This window comes from Mycolicibacterium psychrotolerans (assembly GCF_010729305.1).
Lineage (GTDB): Bacteria > Actinomycetota > Actinomycetes > Mycobacteriales > Mycobacteriaceae > Mycobacterium > Mycobacterium psychrotolerans.
Window position 1 is genome coordinate 4,529,685 of record NZ_AP022574.1, and the last position, 19,160, is coordinate 4,548,844.

General features: G+C 63.3%; 14 protein-coding genes. 4 read left to right on the forward strand and 10 right to left on the reverse strand.

Features of this window, described 5'->3' with window-relative positions; all coding sequences use genetic code 11:
* Positions 1 to 3: 3 nt before the first annotated feature.
* The 4 genes from G6N45_RS22070 to G6N45_RS22085 all read left to right on the forward strand — a co-directional run bounded on the left by G6N45_RS22070 (position 4) and on the right by G6N45_RS22085 (position 4,558).
* Positions 4 to 1,719 (forward strand): glycosyltransferase family protein, encoded by a 1,716-nt coding sequence (locus tag G6N45_RS22070; RefSeq protein ID WP_163724725.1) that lies wholly within the window; start codon positions 4 to 6, stop codon positions 1,717 to 1,719.
* 222 nt (positions 1,720 to 1,941) lie between these two features.
* Positions 1,942 to 2,505 carry a hypothetical protein gene (locus tag G6N45_RS22075; protein ID WP_163724728.1) on the forward strand — a complete coding sequence of 188 codons (564 nt, stop codon included), beginning with the start codon at positions 1,942 to 1,944 and terminating at the stop codon, positions 2,503 to 2,505.
* 164 nt (positions 2,506 to 2,669) lie between these two features.
* Positions 2,670 to 3,500: a hypothetical protein gene (locus tag G6N45_RS22080; protein WP_163724731.1), complete on the forward strand. Its 831-nt coding sequence runs from the start codon at positions 2,670 to 2,672 to the stop codon at positions 3,498 to 3,500.
* Between the two features lie 2 nt (positions 3,501 to 3,502).
* Positions 3,503 to 4,558 (forward strand): polysaccharide deacetylase family protein, encoded by a 1,056-nt coding sequence (locus G6N45_RS22085; RefSeq protein WP_246228760.1) that lies wholly within the window; start codon positions 3,503 to 3,505, stop codon positions 4,556 to 4,558.
* On the opposite strand, the gene G6N45_RS22090 is transcribed toward G6N45_RS22085, so the two are convergent.
* The 10 genes from G6N45_RS22090 to G6N45_RS22135 all read right to left on the reverse strand — a co-directional run bounded on the left by G6N45_RS22090 (position 4,555) and on the right by G6N45_RS22135 (position 18,012).
* A complete protein-coding gene (locus G6N45_RS22090) occupies positions 4,555 to 6,861 on the reverse strand; it encodes a glycosyltransferase (protein ID WP_246228761.1) in 2,307 nt (768 codons plus the stop codon). The two genes, G6N45_RS22085 and G6N45_RS22090, sit on opposite strands and share 4 nt — an antisense overlap.
* Before the next feature lie 17 nt (positions 6,862 to 6,878).
* Positions 6,879 to 8,045 (reverse strand): glycosyltransferase family 4 protein, encoded by a 1,167-nt coding sequence (locus G6N45_RS22095; protein ID WP_163724734.1) that lies wholly within the window; start codon positions 8,043 to 8,045, stop codon positions 6,879 to 6,881.
* Between the two features lie 1,305 nt (positions 8,046 to 9,350).
* Entirely contained in the window at positions 9,351 to 10,880 is a 1,530-nt protein-coding gene (locus G6N45_RS22100; RefSeq protein WP_163724738.1) for a hypothetical protein, read from the reverse strand.
* A gap of 30 nt (positions 10,881 to 10,910) precedes the next feature.
* Positions 10,911 to 11,822 (reverse strand): hypothetical protein, encoded by a 912-nt coding sequence (locus tag G6N45_RS22105; protein ID WP_246228762.1) that lies wholly within the window; start codon positions 11,820 to 11,822, stop codon positions 10,911 to 10,913.
* A gap of 62 nt (positions 11,823 to 11,884) precedes the next feature.
* Positions 11,885 to 13,891, reverse strand: a complete 2,007-nt coding sequence (locus tag G6N45_RS22110) for an O-antigen ligase family protein (RefSeq protein WP_246228763.1) — start codon at positions 13,889 to 13,891, stop codon at positions 11,885 to 11,887.
* Positions 13,888 to 14,634, reverse strand: coding sequence for a hypothetical protein (locus tag G6N45_RS22115; protein WP_163724743.1), 747 nt, complete (start codon positions 14,632 to 14,634; stop codon positions 13,888 to 13,890). Before G6N45_RS22115 ends, G6N45_RS22110 begins: the two co-directional genes overlap by 4 nt.
* Positions 14,594 to 14,890, reverse strand: coding sequence for a hypothetical protein (locus G6N45_RS22120; protein ID WP_163719589.1), 297 nt, complete (start codon positions 14,888 to 14,890; stop codon positions 14,594 to 14,596). The genes G6N45_RS22115 and G6N45_RS22120 overlap by 41 nt, the downstream gene beginning before the upstream one ends.
* A 53-nt stretch (positions 14,891 to 14,943) precedes the next feature.
* Positions 14,944 to 16,206 carry a glycosyltransferase family 4 protein gene (locus G6N45_RS22125; protein ID WP_163724746.1) on the reverse strand — a complete coding sequence of 421 codons (1,263 nt, stop codon included), beginning with the start codon at positions 16,204 to 16,206 and terminating at the stop codon, positions 14,944 to 14,946.
* Position 16,207: 1 nt separating this feature from the next.
* Positions 16,208 to 17,674, reverse strand: a complete 1,467-nt coding sequence (locus G6N45_RS22130; protein ID WP_163724749.1) for an exopolysaccharide biosynthesis polyprenyl glycosylphosphotransferase — start codon at positions 17,672 to 17,674, stop codon at positions 16,208 to 16,210.
* 11 nt (positions 17,675 to 17,685) lie between these two features.
* A complete protein-coding gene (locus tag G6N45_RS22135) occupies positions 17,686 to 18,012 on the reverse strand; it encodes a hypothetical protein (protein WP_163724752.1) in 327 nt (108 codons plus the stop codon).
* Positions 18,013 to 19,160 lie beyond the last annotated feature (1,148 nt).

A 19,160-nucleotide genomic window follows, 5' to 3' on the forward strand; every position in this document is an offset into this window, starting at 1 on the left:
GTAATGACCCACACGAGCGAGCTGACGCCCATAGAGCAGAAGATCCAATCAACATCCACGAATCGGCAAGCGCGCTGGATCATTCCGGTCCTTGGCGTGCTGGCCGTTCTCGATCTCTGCACCCTCGCGCGAAACCACACCGAGGCCGAGGACTCCTATCAGTACATCATCAACGTCACCACGGGGACCAACCTGTTTCTCCCCAATCACCTTCTGTACTCGCCGATCAACTGGCTGTTCTATCGGCTGTGGACAGCGCTCGGTTATTCAGGCGACGCAGCCCTGCCCATGGAAACTCTGTCGGTTGTCGCCAGCCTCGCGTCGCTGTACCTGGTGTTCCGCATCGCTTGCCGCGTGGGTGTGGTGCCGATCATGGCACTCGCCGCGGTGGGTTGGACGGCCTTCGGTTTCGGGTTCTGGGTATACAGCCTGGAGGCGGAAACCTACCTCGCGCCCGTTCCGTTCATGCTCTGGTCCATTCTCGTGCTGATTGATGTACGGCCCACCCACTGGCGGCACCTCACTGCGAACAACCTGACACGTCTCGTGTTACTCGGAATGCTCAGTGGTTTCGCGGCGCTGCTGCATCAGCAGTATCTCTTCATACTGCCGATCGTTGCTGTCAGCCTCGTCCTGATCTGGCGAGCGATGCCCGGTCGCACGCTCGTGTCGCTCCTGACCACCGTAGGTATCTATCTCGGGGTGGCACTGATTCTGATCGGCTCCGTTTATCTTCTCGTCGCTGCGACGGTCGAGGGTCACACCAGCCTCGTCGAAGCGATCAGTTGGGCCCGTGGCCATGCGAGCTATGGCATGTGGGCGCCACTCACCGCCATGTCCCCGGTCCTGATGTTAGTCGGGGCGTGCCGGGTCCTGTTCGGCAAGAACTTCCTCGGCTCGCCACTGGCCAGCGAGCCGATGGCCAAGATCTTTCCCGACAGATCGATGTTGATAGAGCGCTACCTGGCCGAGCACTCCATCGGCACCGTCAGCTTCTGGCTGATCGTCGTCGCAACTCTGGTGGGGGTCGCAGCGATCGGTTGGCTTCTGTTCCGGCTGATACGCAACATCCGTGCCGGCGACGCGGCTGAAAGGTTGTCTCCGCGACGGATCTTTCACCGGTTTGCGTTGACATACCTGGTGATCTATCTGCCGGTAATTCTTGTGTGGGAGCCGTATACCCCGAAATTCTGGATCACGCTGGTTCCCGTACTCGCGGTCCTCGCCGCCTGCAGACTTCCCTCCGAGAAGGGAGTCATCACTGCGAGTATCGTGCTCGTCGCCGCGCTGTTCACGGCGAATTTTCTTGGAGCTGTATGGCCTTACTCGCGTGCGGACTCAGACTACTGGACCTACCAGAACGCGGGTTTCGTTACACTTGCCGGTAAGGACGATCTGATCGTCACAGAATGCGCCTATGCATGTCTAGGCAATCTCGAGCTGGCCACCGGTGCCACGGTGATCGAGAGCGCCTCAGACGATACCGACGTTCTTGCCGCTGGTCTGGCGTCCGCGAACACCCGGGTTCTCGTGACTTCGTGGGCATTCGACCCGCCCGCAGATGTGGCCGAGGTGGAAGGTGACCAGGTCGTCCAAGCCAACTCAGAAGGCCGATCTGGTGGCGGAGCGGTTCGGGCGACGCTGGAGGGCCTGCGCAGTCGACTGGTCGAGGTCGGCCGCTCGGGCTCGCAGGTGATCTGGCAGGTCGGGCACCGCTGATGCCGACGGCGCAAGTTCCTACTCGAAGGAGTCGATGTGCGGAGTGATCGTCGAGCGCGCGGTGCGATCCCGGGCGGCGCGACAGCGCATACGTCGGATGGTCGTGGCGATCGGCCTGATGGGAATCCGCACGTCGAAGACCACCGAATGGGACCGGGCGCCTCAGCACTTCATTTTCGCCGATGTTCGGTCGGCCATGAGCCTGAGACACTTCACCGCACAATGGGCACCGCCCAACCCATTCACGCGTTGTTCTCGGAACGGCCGGCCGGCGGAATGTTCGACCAGACGCTGACTATCGAAATGCTTGCTGCTCGAACCCTTTCACCGATACAAGACCAACAGCCGCAGGGGCCGATCTCGATCGTCGCCTACACGTTCGGAGTGATCCTGGCATACGAGGCCGCGCAGTCAAGCCGTGCGGGCCGGCAAGCGGGTCGACTGGCTGTGTGTGTCCTGGAGACGCAAGCACCTCCGATGGCGCATTGGAAGCGCGCGAAATACAGTCCTTTCTTCCTGGCGCGTCTGCAACGGCTCCGTATCTCGAGTATCCGCGAACAGTGCTCCAAGTGCCTCGAGGTCTCTCTGAGAGTGCTTCGCCATGGTCGCGGGGGACTCTGGCCGGCCGTCACCGACACGTTTGTCGACGACCTTCAATCGCCATCCCCGGGCCGGGTCGAGTATCACGACGGGCCCGTCCGTGTTCGCCGTCTCACCGAGGGCGACCACCGGAACCAACTGGAGCGGCCCCAGGTCAACGAGCTTGCTCGCATCATGTTGGAGTGACGCTGCGCGGCGCAGGTGTGAGCGCAGCGGTTTCCCTATCGGACCCGAACTAGGAGGGCAGCACCATTTCAAACAGTATCCGGCGGCGGTTGCGCGATCTCGCAGCAGACACCAAAGCAGCGACGAAGACGCGCGCTGGGCGCGTCATAAGGTCCGTTGATCAGATGCCTCCCGCGGGCACCGACCTGCGACTGCAGCAGCTGCAACTGCTCATGCAGTACCGATCGATGCGCGACAAGCCCGCCACGTTACCCGGCGTCGAGGACGTCCGGTTCGACGTGTTCAGCCCCGACGGCGAGGACGGTGTGCTGCTGTACATCTTCGGCCTGATCGGATTCAAGTCGCGCCGCTGCGTCGACGTCGGCGGAGCAGGCATCACCGCCAGCAACACCGCGAATCTGATCGTCCACCATGACTTCCGTGCGTTGGTGCTCGACGGAAACGAGCACGGGATCGCGCGGACGATGAAGGCCTACCGGCGCTACCGTCCGACTCATCCACCGAAGTGTGTGAATGCCTGGATCAGCCGGGAGAACATCAACGCTGTCCTTGCCGAGCACTCGGTGACCGGTGAGATCGACATGCTGTCGATCGATCTCGACGGGGTCGACTGGTGGATCCTCGACGCGCTCAACGTCATCGAGCCACGCGTGATCGTGGTCGAGTATCAGGACATCCTCGGACCCGACCGCGCGTGGACAGTGCCCTACCGGCCCGACTTCAGCGTTGACGACCATCCCGTCAATGATGGCGACGGGTACAACTACTGTGGCGCCGGATTGAGCGCTTTCGTCAAGCTCCTCCGTTCGCGCGGATACCGGCTCGTCGGATGTAATCGCACCGGCTACAACGCTTTCTTCGTCAGAAGCGGTGAAGGCGACGACCTGCTGCCCGAAGTTGCGACGGAGTCGTGTTTCACCTCCGACTGGAATCGGTACGGCATGGCACACCGTTTCCCCCTCGTCGCCGATAAGGAATGGACGACGGTGCCTTGACAATGAAGCGATGGGTGAAGGAATCGGCGGCATGGGCTGCTTGCCTGTCGGGTCTGACCGTGTTCTACCGATGGCGAAACCGCAATCGACTTGCCATTCTGATGTATCACGGGGTCGAGCAGCACCCGCTGCGGCCCGATTGCTGGCACGTGCTCGATGTCGAGGTATTCCGCCGACAACTCGACTACGTCCGTCGCCACTTTCGAATCCTCCCACTCGAGGAGGCGCTCGCGCGCCTGGAGTCAGGAACGTTGCCCCAGCGCGCTGCTGCACTGACTTTCGACGACGGGACGCGCAACCTCGCCACCTGTGCGGCCCCGGTGCTTCGTGAATTCGACTTGCCCGCAGCGGTGTTCCTGACGACCGGCCCGATGGGCACCGACGAGGCTCTTTGGCCCGACCGTCTCTGGCTTGCGTTCGCACGGACCGAATGCATCGATATCGACTTGACCTCGATCGATCTCGGGATGCGCTCACTTTCAACGGTGGCCGACCGAGGTGCAACCTACGCCGCCGTGCTCGAGCGCTGCAAAGAACTGCCAGACCAGGAGCGCCTCGCGCAGGTCGAGTCGTTGGTGACCGCACTCGGCCCCGATACCGTCGACGATCCCGGCCCGTTCCGCATGCTCTCGTGGCAGGAGGCTCGTGAGATGGGCGGAGACGGTCTCGTGACGCTCTATCCGCATACCGTCACGCATCCCATCCTCTCTTGCTGCAGCGACGACAAGATCGAGCGGGAGGTCGCTGATTCGTGCGCCGCAGTCCAGCGTGAAACCGGCACCGCTCCAGGGGTTTTTGCCTACCCCAACGGACGCAGCCGCGACTTCGACGAGCGCGCGCGGGCGGCACTGCGTCGTTGTGGACTACGGTGGGCCCTCGTGACGGAGAACGGTTACGCTGATGCCTCCTCAGATCCCCTTGCCTTGCCTCGCATCCCGATCGGAAGCGGATCTTCCTTCGCCCGGTTCCGCATCCTCGTGTCGGGAGCCACCGAGGCGCGTGAACGGTCAGGATCCGGCCGGTCTATGCGGAACCCGATGCCGAAGACGCTCTCCTAGCTTGACCGCAGGTCATCCAGGCCGCGCAGCAGTTGCGCAGCGACGTGGTCCCACGAAGCGCTTGCGGTAAGCGCTTGATTTCCCGTATTGCCCAGCTGCGCAGCCAATTCCGCGTCGGTAAGAAGTCGGATCACGGCGCCGGCGAGTCCATCGGCATCGTCGGGCGCGACGAGGATTCCGGACTGTCCGTCTCGGACGACGTTGGGGATGTCGCCGACGTGCGTCGCGACCACGGGTCGCGAAAAGGTAAGTGCCAGATGCGCGACACCGGACTGGCTGCTGCGCTTGTACGGCAACACCACGCAACGTGCGCGGGAGAAGTACGACGCAACGTCGGCGACGGGAACGTAACCGGCGCGCAGCGTCACGCCCGCGAGATCGTCCACGCGCGTGCGCAGAGCGGCTTCGTCCACATCTGCGCTCACCGCTCCGGCAATCACCAGTTCGGCATCCGGGACCTGCGCTCGTACCTTCGGCCAGGCGTCACACAACGTGTCGAAGCCCTTGTACTTGGTGATCGTCCCGAACGACAATGCGACCGGCCCGGTGGTATCGGCCGCGACGATGGTCTCCGAGCAGAAGATGCTTTCGTCGCCGTGCGGAATGACGTGAACCGGTGCGGCGATCGGCCAAGTCTCGGTCAGGGCCTTCTTGGCCTGCTCGCCGAGGACGAAGGCTACGTCCAGATCTGCGTGGGCCGTCGCAAGCCCCCGGCTTGTCGCGCTCGAGTTCTTGTAGAACTCCGGCTGACCCGGTTGCTCGACGAGAGGCCGAGGTTCGTGAGCCACGAGCGCCAGGATTGCGTTCGGTAACACCCGACGCACGAGGTGAACTGCCCAACCGTCCAACGCGAAACGCCACTCCGACCACATGACCACATCGGGACGAGCGCGGACCAAGTGGACTACCAGCACCATCCACGCGGCGACGAGGCGTCCGGCGCGAAGGCCCCGACGTGCTCGACGCCACAATCTGTGGGTGTCCGAACCGGCAGCCGGATGCCACGTCGGAAGGAGGCTGCGCACCCGGCACCCCTTTTCGCGCGACGACAGCTCCGGCGCGGGTCCAGTGATCAATTCGACGTCGCTCCCGGAACGGGCCAACGCCTCTCCCAGCTGCAGAGAGAACTGGAACAACCCACCCGACGGTGGGAACTCCACCATTGCGATGCGTCGCGGAGTCATCGTGCGCCCGTAGAGCGCGCGGAGATTCTCGATCCAGATGTCGGAGCTGAAACGAGTGTGGTACCGCTCTCGCGCCGCTTGGCGCATAGCATCCGCAACTGCCGAACGGTCTCGGATCGTCGCCGCCATCTCGACGATCGCGCCGGAGAGCGCCGCGGGATGACCGGCTTCGACGAGTTGCCCGCACTGTGGCGCCACGATCTCCGCAATGCCGCCGACCCGCGTCGCGACGATCGGACGACCGTAGGCCAACGCGGAGATCAGCGCCGTCGGCAGCGCATCCTCCAACGAGGGTTGCACCACGAAGTCGGCGGCGGCCAAGAGGTCAAGGCTATCACGACGGAAACCCAATACACGGCAGCGTCTTTGGAGTTCGGGATCCGACGCGACCATCGAGTCAATGCGGTTGAGCAACGGACCGTCGCCTGCCATCGCGACGACCACAGAGGTGTCGCCGGGCAGTCGGCGCATCGCCTCGACAAGGTCGGCGTGACCTTTCTCGGGACGCATGAGGCTCAAGCAGAGACCCAACACCGTGTCGTCGGCAACCCCGAGCTCGGCGCGCACCGTTGCCCTGTCACGCGTCGGTTCCGGCGCCGAGACCCCGTTCGGCAGCAGCGTCACCGGGGCGTCTGGCCCGGCGTATCCGCTGTACCATTCCCGCTGCGCGTTGGAGACAGCGATGACGGTGCTCGACAGCCACCGGCGCGCCAACACGGCCGCTCTGACCCGCAGCCGTTGCAGCGCGGAAGCCGGGATGTCGATGACATGAAGGGTCGACACCGATGGCACTCCGGCGAGCCGTGCCGCCACACCACCGATCACATCGGCGTGCTTCAGATGAGTGTGGACAATATCGACCCGCTCGGCCCGGAAGAGTCTGGCCAGCGTGAGCGCCGGCACGGGATTGTATCGCGCTGAATGCATTTCGTAGACAATCGCACCGAGTTCCCTCAATCGCGGGACCACGCTGCGGTGCCCGCCGGCGCCAGACTCCGGCTCGGACAACCCGATCACGATCAGGCGGATGCCGGCTGACGGCGCCACACGGGCGAGTTCGACGAGGACCGCCTCCGCCCCCCCGGCACCCAGCGAATGGATGACGTGCGCCACGGTCATGCGGGGTTCGCGAAGCGTCACGTGCAACTGGCGGCGGGCTCGTCCACGACGCCGAGCGCAGACTCGTACAGTTTGCGAAGATTGGTCGCGGCGGCCAATACGGAGAAGTTCTGCTGCGCCCGCACAACGGCGGCGGCCCCCAATCTTGAAGCCAGCGACGGGTGCTCGATCAGGTGACATACCGCGTCGACCAACGCCACATGGTCACCGGGCGCGACGAGTAGGCCTGTTTCTCCGGCCGCCACGAGTTCCGGGATGCCGCCTGCGGTCGTCGTCACGATCGGCCGGCCGCATGCCGACGCTTCGATAAGGGTCGTTGGAAAGTTCTCACCCGGCAGTGCCGGCGCCAGGATGATGTCAGCTGCCCGGTAGACCGCCGGCATATCGGTCCGTGAACCGGCGAAGATGACGGCATCACCGAGACCGGCAGCATCCACCTGGCGGCGGTACTCGGCCGCCGGCTCACCGTCGCCGACCAACGCCAGTTTCGCGTCGGGGAACTTCTCCCGTACGGCCGGCCAAGCTCTGATCGCGATCGCAATGCCCTTGCAATCGCGGAAGACGCCAGGGACGACGACGAGCGGACCAGTGCTCGCGCCAAGTTCCTCGCGCACCCGCGGGTCCGCTGGACCCGGTGTGAACTGGGTCAAGTCGACCCCATTGTGGATGACTTCCCAATTCGGCGGCGGCTCTGAATGGCCATACATGTGCTGGAAGGCCGCCCGTGACGCGGCCGAGACGAATATCGCCCGGTCCGATCGGGTCGCCGCGAGGACGGCCAGTCGTTCCCTCTTGGCTTCCCGACCCGTCAAGGGTTCAGCGATCGTGTGGAACGTGCACACCAGTGGGCGGCGTGTGAGTTTGGCCGCGGGAAGCGCCAGCGTGACAGCCGTCTCCAGATGCGCGTGGACGATGTCGCAGCGGGAGCGCCGAATCTCCTGCACGATCTGGAAAATGGCGGTGGGGTCGAGCAGACGGCGAACGTTCAGATTGCGGGGTCGAACGCCGGCCTGCTCCAGCAATCTGATGGTTTCGCGCGCGTTGGCAGACTCCGGCAACAGGCTGACAATGTCCATGGAGATGTCGACCTGCGGAGCCACGCCGGCGAGCTGAGCCAGCAGAATCTCGGCTCCCCCGAACCGGTATCCGTCGATCAGTGACAACACCCGCAACGTCTTACTCAACGGAGCACCCCCTCGGCTTCGAAACCTGCGTCAGGGATGGGGCGGCACTGAAACGTCGACGCCTGACTCTTTGCCACTGCTGGGCTCGATCGGCCCGGACAGCACGACAGAAAACGTTCAGCGAGATCGGCGACGCTCCCCCCTCGGCCGGACGAAAGTGCATCACAGGCAAACCCCCCGAAAGCTCATAACGCGGCCTGCGAACCCGAGGCCGTCCGCGATTGCTCAACTAAGGCAAAACACTACGTTGAGTAATCTCATTTTGCCATCCTGACGGTCTGAGTCGAAGCAACACAAGCCAGTTGGTGGTGACCGTGCAGCATTTCCGTCTGCCAGCGACAACCGTCGTCCGCGGTTTCGGTTACGGTCAGGTCATCCAAAGCGTGACATCGCTCGCGTCACTGCGGCGGCATATCAGCCGTTCAAGATCTTTATGTCAGATGGAAGAATTGGGCGGAGTCAGATGAGTGGACCCACAAGCGGAGTACGACGGGATGGGTCCGCGGTTCGACCAGAGGCGGCTGCAGCGAGCACCCGCCTCCTGCCGATCCTCGACGGAGGCGATGCCGAGCGACGCCGCATCCTTGCTGTCCGGCGGGTCACCCGGATACGAGTGAACGCTGCCGACAGATCATTTCTCACGTTCGCGCGGCAGGCTCGACCTACTTCAGCAACCAGTCATGCTTCGCACATACGTTGACGAATGACAGTCCGGACTGCCCGCGTCTGACACGTAGAGCGAGTGACCGGCTTTCACTGGAGACGATTGTGCGTCATTTGCTAACCTGCGAAGACAGGTGTGGCCATCAGCGGCTGGTATCACCGCCACTCGCGTTTGGAGGCTCCATGGACCCCTGGCTCGCATTGAAAGCCGACACTTGACGCGAGTACGGGAGCTTCTCGATGGGCTCCCTGGTGACGGGAATCGTCACTCAGAGAAACTATCGCGCCCTCGTCGCACTGAGGTTGTGTCAGAATTCTGCTCGGCCTCAGCGCGCTCTACGATTCGGGTTGCCGTTTCCACGAATTGCCCACCGCCTGGCTTCCAACTCGGCCGCAGTCGATCTGCCCTGGCGCACCGAAATTGCTGGGGGCCTTGCAATTCCCACGGATGGGGACTTGTCGTCAACCCTGGGGCGCGGATCGGGAGGAATGTGACCCTCTACCACGGGGTCACTCTCGGGCGGCGCGATCGCATCGACCGGAAGACGTCCCACCCTATTCGGTCGTCTCCAGAAATCCGGGTGCGATCGTAGGGAGAGACTGCAAGCCCGACGTCATGAATCCCGGTGATCTGACCACCGATCAGGCGATGTGTTGCGGCACCTTGAGCTCCCAAAGCCGCAACTGTGTGAAGAAGTACCGATTGCCACCCCGCTTCTCTGCCATCAACACCGCATCATCGCGGCGGACGACCAGCCCGCCGGTGTCGATCAATACCGGCGCGTCGGCAGCCCGCGTGTTCGTGATGAAATAGCGGATTCCACGTTCCCTCAGATACCCATCGAGTTCACCTGCCACGAGTCTCTTGGCGTAGGAATGGGAATTCACCAAGCCGTCCCCGTTGACGATCTGACGGTTGGACGACCAGCCGACGTACCCGCTGCCGTCGACCATGAAGATCGGCGCACCCTCGGGCACATACTCATCCAGCGAGTCGACGAACGCGCGTACGTCACGCGCTTCGTCGTGCTGTTGGACACCGAGGAGACCCAGCATTGCGGTTGGCAGGATCATCACTGCTGCAACCATGGCGAGTAACGGCCGTCGCCAGCGGATCGAAAGCGTGGAGACCCCAGCGAGCACCGTATAACCGAAGACGCCATAGGCGAGCGTGAAGTACCAGGGGCGCAGGGTGTTGAAAAGCGCATGCCCGAGCGTGAAGGCCAATACCCCGACCCACAGCGCTACCAACTCTTTGCGCGCGCGCAGTGCCGGAGAGATCAGCCATAACAAGACGCCCATGAAAGCCAGGAGGAGAAAGACGGCGAAGTTCGGACCGATCGGTATCGGCAGGCCGGCCGACCCTGCGCCCCACTGGATGTTGGTGAGAAGTTGTCCGAGTGGCCCCTCGCTGCTGGACGCCTTCAGCTCGCTGGAGACTGTGAAGAAGGATCCGTGCACTACTCGCAGATAGGTGAAATGAAAGGCCACCCCAGCCATGAGGGCCGCTGTCATCGCCGTCGCCACCCGCCTGCGGCCACTCAGGGCCGCCACACCGACGAGGAACAGGCCCACCACCGTAGCGTCGATTCGGCTGAACGGTAGCAACGCCAGGGCCATGAGCATGGCTGGTCGCGCTCGATCGACGGATCGCTCGAGTTCGCGCAGAGCGACGACGCAAAGCAGCAGTGCCAGATGGCCTTCCATAAGGAGGCTGCAACTCAACAGCAGAAAGAACAATGCGAATGCCGCAACCCGTCGCAATGAGAGCATCCGGACGGTCACGAGGATCAGGTAGAGGTTGACTGCGATGTAGACGACGAGATGGACCGACTTGACGTCCGTGAAGGACATCAAGCGCGAACTCGCACCCGCCAGAATCAGGGCCCACAGCTGATGGTAGCCATCGGTGGAATTGATCAGGTCGAATGACGAACTACCATGTGCAGCAATGTTGTACGAGATTTGAGCGTAGAAGAATCCGTCGTCACGAATCAGCCCCCCGGGGAACTGGATCGCCCACGGGTAGATCACCACAGCGGCCGCCAACGCGAGCGCCGCGTCGAAGATCGCGGATCGCATCGACCTTGCGGAGAAAATGCTGGTCTTGGGCGAGGCCGTCCGCGACGGGATCAACACAAGCTGTGACTGTTGTGGCTCGTTCACGTCCATGGACGTCCCCCCGCCAGTTGGCTCAAGACATCACGCCAATACCTGTAACCGGTCCCACGGGACGCCGGGAAGATCGTCGTAATCCCATCGGAGACCGGCTTGCTGGTAGACGGCTCCGATCGATCCACTGGGTGCGGTTGTGTCCAGCTCGAAACCCATCGACAACGGTGAACCACTGCGATCCACCACGAAGGCGCCATATAGCTGCATCGCCCGGGCAACCGTACGCACTGCCGGCGCCAGAGTCAGTGCATCGAGGTCGACGCCGGGGTCCAGCCGTATTCGGGTGCCCTCAGGGACGCAGTCCGAACGGGACGAGCGCCCGTCCGTCGAGATGGCGGGCGGCCGGAAGGTACCCGCACAAGCGTCGGACGTCGCCACCGCCAGAGCGTGTGGGATCTCGCCGTTCGCGATCTCTTCTATCCGGACCACGCCGGCCAACCGCGATGCGCCTGATGCGGTGGCGCCCCGATCCCAGCCGGAGCCGTCGATGTTCGTCACGGCGCCCCAACTGGTCGACCATTGGTCACCGTTGTCGTGGGCCTGCCAGAACTCGAATGCTTGCCGGGTCCTCTCGTCGAGCACCACCATGGCTCCGTCTGATCCCCGATGGGGGCGGGCGCCGACCGGGATGGGCACGTCGACCCCATCGAACGGGCACCGCCCCCATGACATGGTGCAAGACACCTTGTGTCTAGGAGTGTCGGGCGTGACTTGATAGACGGGAAGTGCGAAGTCGATCAAACCCGCGTTGACGCCTCCCCCGCGCGAGATCCGTGCGATCATCGCCTCGCTGTTGGGGTCCAGCGCAGCGTTCGCAAGAATCGTCGTCCGAAACGGGCTGCCAGGCGCCAACAGCGGCGACGCGGTCGCGACAGAGCTCTGGCACGCACTCCCTGTGATGCCGACCAATGCGACGACCGTCCCGAGCAGGACACGCACGCCGCGGGTCCGTCTGGTGACTGCTCCAATCCGGTCGACCTGATGGGGTACAGCGCATTTCGTCATGTGGTTCCCACCGCTTCCCATACATCTTCTTCATGCAGCTCGTGAGGTGACGCCGATCTGGACCGGAGGATCGATGCGTGGATGGCCAGCGCAACCAGTGTCCCAACAAGCACTGCCAGCGCCACCGATGCGGCAGACCGCGTGGTGTCCGAATGAACCTCGACCGATCCGAGGCGAGTCGGGAAGTACCACGCGTCTGCGCCGGACGTCACGAGATTGCGTTCTACCGCAACGAGTGCGGCATCGAGACGGGCACGCGCGGAGGCCCCTGAGGTGGCTTCGGCGCTGATCTCGATCACACCCCGGACCGGATCAGCAGTCGCGCTGAACCCGTTGTCGTCACCATTCATCAGAGCTGCGTAGGTGGGTACGAACACCTTTCGGCTCCTGACATTGAGCGCGTAGTCATAGGTCCACCCGTCCGCTCGCTCCGTCGGCATGAGGGTGACCGTCTGCGACGCGGAGTAGGTCTGGGTGCCCGAGACCGCCAGCACAACGAAGGCAACGGCCGAGCCTGCTATGACGCTGAACGCTGTCGGTATGGTGTACCGACTCAGCTGAAACACGGAGCGCACCTCTTGAGTTCGTGAGGCCCCTAGCGCTCCGGCGAGCGCGAGAACCACCGCGAATGTCCGGAAGCTCGCCATGTGCAGGAATACGCTGGCGACAGACCATCCGACCAATCCGGCGAGCACCCCGGCAGACAACGAACGAGCAGATTCTGCTGTGCCGCTGGATATTCGAGACAAGTGCAGCGCAAGGACCACGATGAATCCGCCGACGAAGACAGCCCAGCCTGCGAGCCCGACGATTCCGCCCTGCGCGGCCAGCTCTGCGTACAGATTGTGAGGAGCATCGGCCGGGGTCAGCACCGCGGTCGGAACCATACCGACGTAGTGGGGAAGCTCAGGGAGATACATCTGTGGTCCGACACCGACTATCGGCTCGTCGCGGAACATTGCCCAGGCACTTTGCTGAGCAGCCATTCTGCCGAGTACGGAAGGGTCAACCGCGTAGCTGGGCCCCGAAGCCGAAGTCGCGAGCGCGAACAGCCTGTTCCCGATTCCGGGCATCAGCGATACCAACCCCACCAGCGGTAGGCATTTCGCCCCCTGACGCCTGGCGGCCGGGCCACTGGCCAGCACCCAGACGAACAGCACCACGACGGTGGCGATGATCGTACCTCGCGACTGGGTCAGGTAGACGCCGGCCAGCAGGGCGCCAAACGCACCCAACCAGCCCCATCCCGCCCGACGTCGGCCTGACCTTAACGCGCGCAACGCAAGCGCCCCGGCCAACGGCACACCCAAGATCAGACTGCGCCCCCAGAAGTTCGAATCGAACCCCGGCCCGCCGTATCTGAGGGTGGTGACCATCTCACCGTCAGCAGTGGTGGGAGTCGCGAATCCGCCGAAAGTCTGTGTGCCTGCGAACAACACTTGATTCACAAGACACAGCAGGGATATTGCCGCAAGGGGTATCACAAGGGCTGCGGCCACCGCCCACCAGCGGCGGGTGATCTGCGTGAGGAGCAGTATCACCATCAAGAACAGCCCGTCGGCAATGTAGTCCTTCATCATTCCCATTGAGACAGAACGGTTCTGACTGGTGAATGCGGTCAACAGCTGCGTCAGCAGATAGCAGCCAAGCAAGCCGACACACAGAAGCGTCCCTCGATTCAGGCGCTCACGCATCTCGGGATCACGCAAGGCGATGCACAGAGCTATCGTTGCTGCCAGGAGTGACAGTTGGAACAGCGGCAGGGCCTTGTGCTGCGCGATCACACCCGCCACGCCCGAAACCTCCACCACCACAACGGCGATGAGCATGTGCGCCGGTCTTCGGATCAGATACCACAAGCCCGCCACCGCGAGAACCGCACCGACTCCCGCGACCACTGGCATCTTCCCGAGAACGACCGGGCCGATCGCAACCGCCGCCCCACCGACAAGCGAAACCATGGCCATGTCGGATGCGCTGAAGAGCGACCGCGCCACGGTCATCGCGATGTGATTCTCAACGAAAGGGTCTCGAATTCGTCATCGGCGTCGAGACAGTCGATATCGTCGATCCTTTCGTCGCGAGAGTGTCGATTCTTGACCTGCGCAGGGTGCGACGACGAGTGCCCCAATACGGATGACTTTGAGCGAGTCCGTGCCGACCGACTGATGAGCACGCCGCAGCCCGCGCCTATCAACAGGCCGCCGCCCCCGAAAGCGCCGAGCATTTGCAGCGGCGTGGCACTCGTCGAAGCCACGCTGCCGCCGATCATTTGGAGTTTGAACGGTCCCGTAGCGGCCGCGGCCGTACTCATGGCGTCGTCGACTGCTGCTTTCAGCGCCGCCCCGGCCGCGGCAGCAGACCGCGCTTCCATCTTCACGGTGATCAACGTGGTGTCCGGAATCGCGCCCGCCGAGAGACCGAGATCGGATTTCGGTACGCCCGCGGCCGACGCCCCCGCGTCCAGCCATCTGCCATCTGCCATCACGATCGCAGCGGACCGCGTCGCCTGCCCCTGGTTGAGCACTTCCCACAGGCCGGACACCTCCGAAGCCGGAACGTCCTGGACCGGCAGCATAGCCAACGTCGCCTGCGCGGTGAACCGGTCCGCACGGTCCATCCACAGGTTTGCAAGCAAGACGCCGATCGCTGCGCCGAGCGTCGCCATCAGGCTCGCGATGAGCCATACATGGGTCAAAATGCTTCTAGGCAAGGTGATTCCCTTTCTCGAGAATTGTGTCTTCATCCCTGTTGCGGACGGAACGGAGAGCGGTGAAAGCGGCGGCGGTCAGGTCATGGGCCGTAACCCGCAGAGCGAGGATGTAGACGGGCAGTCCGGCAAGGCATACGACAACGAGCTGCACGGGTGCCGGCAGCGACGCGGCGACCTTGGCGGTCGATACCCACAGGACGATGCCGCACAGGACGCCGAACACCACCGACGGGCTCAGTGCGGTCGGCGCGAATCGTTCCCAGCGTCGTGGACTTTGCACGCGTGCCAAGCCGACACGGAGATCTCTCACGCTGATTCGTCGTCCCGTTGATTCCGTCACGTTCAACCCAACCCGAAGGCAGCGTCGTACTCGGTGAATACCGCTGTCCGTGAGTACCGTTGTTCGAAATGCTCGCTCGCTGCCGCCGACAGGTCGGCGTTGTTGGTCGGCACTGTCGCCTCGAGCAGCAGGTCCGCGAATTCTGCGTCGCCGTCAGCGACCATCACGCCGGTGCCCGGCCCACTGTGGACTCCATCAGCGCCGATCGTCGTGGAAATGACGGGAAGTCCGGCGCCGAGTGCTTCGATGATCTTCAGCTTGACCCCGGACCCGAACCGCAAGGGGTTGACCATAGCCGCCGCGCGTCCAAGCAATCGGCCCAGATCGGGGACGAAGCCCTCGAAGACCACACTGTCCGGATAACTCCCTACAAGGTTGACGAGCTTCGGGCGCGGATACCGGCCGACCACCCGCAGCCGCGCGTCAGGGCTCGCGGCGAGCACTCGCGGCCACACATGAGCAAGGAATGAACGGAGCCCATCGTCGTTGTGAGGCAACGAAAGCAGTCCCAGGAAGACGAACTCCGGCGCGCCACGGTACTCCCGCCGGTTCTGCACGCGATTGATCAAGGGCGGAATCGATCTGACGTGGTGCGCACTGCCCCCGCAACGGCGCCTCAGCACGCCTGCCTCCTGCTCGTTCATCAGAAGCGTGGTGCCGAAGTTGCGGGCGGCCCGGTCCTCGCTCACCTGTACCAAGTGCCGCTCGATGCGCAGCAGCAGACGCTGGCTGTGCGCGTTGTCTGCGAGCGGACGGACCTGGCGCGGAACATATGTGGCGAAGTTACCCAGCGGCTCGAATTCGACATCGGGGTACTGCTCGGCCGCGGCCAGCATGCCCCGATACCGTTCGGAGAACAGGTCGTCGAGATAGCAGATCTGTCTGGCCGTTCCGCCCGACTCAGCGTGCTGCGCCATCCGGACGGTGTCATAGATCTCCGTGTCCGCAGACACGCTCTCCAGCGTGCGATGGATAGCCCTCGCCACCCCTGCGGTGGACAGCAGTGATTCCTGCAAGCTGGCCTGTCCTGTGCCGCAACGGAGGACCACCCTGGCGAGCGCGGCGGTGGCACGTGGCTTGGGCAGCGGGTGAACCTTCCCGGGGAATCCCGCCTTGTCAGACCCGTCGACGACCAGATAATGGACGTTCTCCCGGCCGACCCGGTCGGCCAGGTACTCGAGGAAGCCCGCGATCACGACCTTCTTCCCGGCATCCGCCGGGAAGGGATCGACTGCACTTACCAAAGCCACTGATTGCGAGGACAACTCAGCCTCCTCGTCTCGAGAGCACTGCCCACGCAGTGCGAATAACGATCGAGACGTCGAGCCACAGGCTCCAGTTGGAAATGTAGAAGTTGTCGTAGCGAACCCGTTCGGCGATGGACGTGTCGCCCCGGAATCCGTTGATGGCCGCCCAGCCGGTGAGCCCAACCGGAACCCTGTGGCGCTCCTTGTATCCGGGGATCTGCGCGTCGAACTCTTCAACGAAGTGTGGCCGCTCCGGGCGCGGACCGACGAGCACCATCTCTCCCCGCACGATGTTCCACAATTGAGGGAGCTCGTCGAGCGAGCTGGCGCGGAGGAACCGGCCCAATCGTCCGATCCGCGGGTCGCCCTTGATCGTCCACTTTGTCAGCGACTCGGTGTCTCCGGCCGGCTTCATCGAACGGAACTTGAGCAATTCGAACTCGTGACCGCCGAGACCGACCCTCGTCTGCCGGAACAGCACCGGAGCAGAGGGATCCGATCGGTACACCGCCAGCGCCACGACAACCAGCAACGGCAAGAGAACAATCAGCGCAAGCGCTGCAAGACTCCGCTCAACGAGCAGTTTCACCCGCCAGGTGAACCTCCGCGTTTGCGAGCCCCGGAGGTGACATACCGGTATCGCGCCGATGCGGTCCATGTCACCGATGAGCGACCAGGATTCCCATAGTCGAGGAACGACCAGGACCTGGCAGCCCACCTCGTCACAGTCGCGGACGAATCGCAGAAGCGTCGCGTCGCCGACGGCGGAAGGTCCGATGATGGCTGTATCGAGGTCTGAACTCTTCAGGACGTCGCGGAGATCGCCGCGCAGTGGTCGAACGAGGGTCTGCCCAGTCAGCGTCGCCCTCGTGACCGGATCGTCGTCTAGGACCATCACGGGGTCGAGACCGCTCTCGCGCTCAGAATGCATCCGTTCCAGAAGGCACGAGGTGACTGAGCCGCCCCCGACGATGACGGTGCGACGCCTTAATACTCCTTGCCTCCGCAGCCTGCGCTGTAGCGCATACGACGCAAACCGCGCGACCAGAACTGCCGCACACGCAACAGTTGCAGCGACGGAAAGATCGACGACGCCAGCAGGCTTGTCCGCGAGCACGCCGCCGAGCACGGCGCCGATCGTGGCCGCACAGCAAATTCGCGGAGCGGCGACCAGAACCGACAGCGTCAGACGATGTCGATAAGCACCCCCCGCGGCGAGGCATCCGACGACAAGGAGGGCCGACAGTACGTGTCCTGGCAAATCGAGAAGAAGGAACACGCTCGCGATCGCCGAGACCTCCATCACGAGGGAGACGACGTCCGGTCCGACGGACATCTGGCGAGCGATCAACCGCCGACGGGTGAACGGCGCCGGTGAACTGCGCGCCACCTCGGAAACAAGCGGGATGATGTCGGCGACCGAGACTGTCGCCGGCACCGCCGGAGCTACCTGCACCGGGACCCCGACCCCGGGCGCGACGGCCATAGAAGCCGAGGTCATTGCTCCGCCCCTACCACCCAGACCGGCGGCGTACCGGCGAGGCTATAGATCACCCAACGGGCTTCGACATGGCCAGTCGGCCGGGAGATCGCACCGACAAACTGAGCGAAGTACTCGTCGTTGATGGTGATGCGGTTGCCGGCGATGGTCGCTCGCAGACCGACTTCTTCGAGGGCGTTGCGCGCCGCTCCGATCATGCCGATGCCCGTCAGCAGTTTCGCGATGGTCTCTGCGGTCACCTCGTGAAGACCATCGAGCGGAGCTACCGACTGCAGCGCGACGGCCGTCCCCCCCCCTGAAAGGTCCAGGCCGGCGCGCATCATGCGTCCGACCCGCAATAGATGCGACCGCCGCCACGAGCCGACAGCACATATGCATTCGGTGCGACGACATAAAGTCGCGAAACCCGACCTGTTTGCCACAATTCGACCGATCCGTCGCTTTCCTCATTGCGACGACACAGCGAGCTGATAGCCCGGTCCGTGTGACTCTCCCGCGGTACACGGTTCAATTTGCGCATCAATGGTCACCTCCCCCTTGAACTCCACCACCAATACGACGGCGGATGCACAATCTTTGCGTCAGACCCGACCTCAGCCTGGACTGACACGATGAACGCTACTGACCGGCAAACCCGAATTCCATAGAAGCCAAATTCATCGAACGTACGTACGAGGCATTTTCCGGCAAGTAATAAAAACTTCACCAGCGCCGTGGATGGCTGCGGCCACATTCGATTACCCATGCTGTAGTCAATTCCGTGACTACCGACTAGACGTACTCGAGTCCGCTTTGTAGCAGCTCACCCTGGGTTGACGATGACACGGCAGGTTGCTGATCCCCCGCGGGGCCCTTCGGTCGCCGGTGCGGTAAGCGGCGCGCGACCGTCGGAGGGGTCAACGATTCAGCCATCTGCATAATAAGAATTGCTTTTGATGAATGGCGGCAGGATCCCACTGACAGATTCCGGCGTTTCAGTAAATTACCGGTAGCGTTAGAATTTGCGCCATTCTTGACAGCGTCACTGTGATTTCGCATCGTGGATTGCTGATCATCTTAATTGAGACCGAGAAACATCACGGGCAGATAACGGCCGCGTGGCCTCTGCCGGAGGCTGCATCGCGAAGGGACGACCCAGCAGCGTCGCGATCCTCGAGCCGACTACAGGAAGTTTTGCTGAGACCGGCGGCATCGGAACCAGCGCGGAACCGAAGCCGCGGCGATCTCATCGCCGGCAGCTCACCGCGCGGCACTTCTGGCGACGACCGTAGTTTGCTTGCCTACGCAGCGGGCCCTGTCCTGCTCGCGTGGGATGCCCGCTAGCAGTGCCGCCATTGGACGTGCCGGGGTGACGCCCGGCCGCGGCCCGGGAAATGCCGCCAGCGGCCCGACCGCGCACCTCTTGCTCCTGAACGTTGCTGCAAAGGATGGCGCGTGCGGTAAATGCGGATCATCGCTAGTACGTGCGTAA

Coding starts and splice junctions, on each gene's coding strand:
- G6N45_RS22115 (WP_163724743.1), bottom strand. CDS start 14,634: ATGAAGACACAATTCTCGAGAAAGGGAATCACCTTGCCTAGAAGCATT.
- G6N45_RS22130 (WP_163724749.1), bottom strand. CDS start 17,674: ATGGCCGTCGCGCCCGGGGTCGGGGTCCCGGTGCAGGTAGCTCCGGCG.
- G6N45_RS22080 (WP_163724731.1), top strand. CDS start 2,670: ATGCCTCCCGCGGGCACCGACCTGCGACTGCAGCAGCTGCAACTGCTC.
- G6N45_RS22135 (WP_163724752.1), bottom strand. CDS start 18,012: ATGATGCGCGCCGGCCTGGACCTTTCAGGGGGGGGGACGGCCGTCGCG.
- G6N45_RS22090 (WP_246228761.1), bottom strand. CDS start 6,861: ATGACCGTGGCGCACGTCATCCATTCGCTGGGTGCCGGGGGGGCGGAG.
- G6N45_RS22075 (WP_163724728.1), top strand. CDS start 1,942: ATGGGCACCGCCCAACCCATTCACGCGTTGTTCTCGGAACGGCCGGCC.
- G6N45_RS22085 (WP_246228760.1), top strand. CDS start 3,503: ATGAAGCGATGGGTGAAGGAATCGGCGGCATGGGCTGCTTGCCTGTCG.
- G6N45_RS22100 (WP_163724738.1), bottom strand. CDS start 10,880: ATGGACGTGAACGAGCCACAACAGTCACAGCTTGTGTTGATCCCGTCG.
- G6N45_RS22070 (WP_163724725.1), top strand. CDS start 4: ATGACCCACACGAGCGAGCTGACGCCCATAGAGCAGAAGATCCAATCA.
- G6N45_RS22110 (WP_246228763.1), bottom strand. CDS start 13,891: ATGACCGTGGCGCGGTCGCTCTTCAGCGCATCCGACATGGCCATGGTT.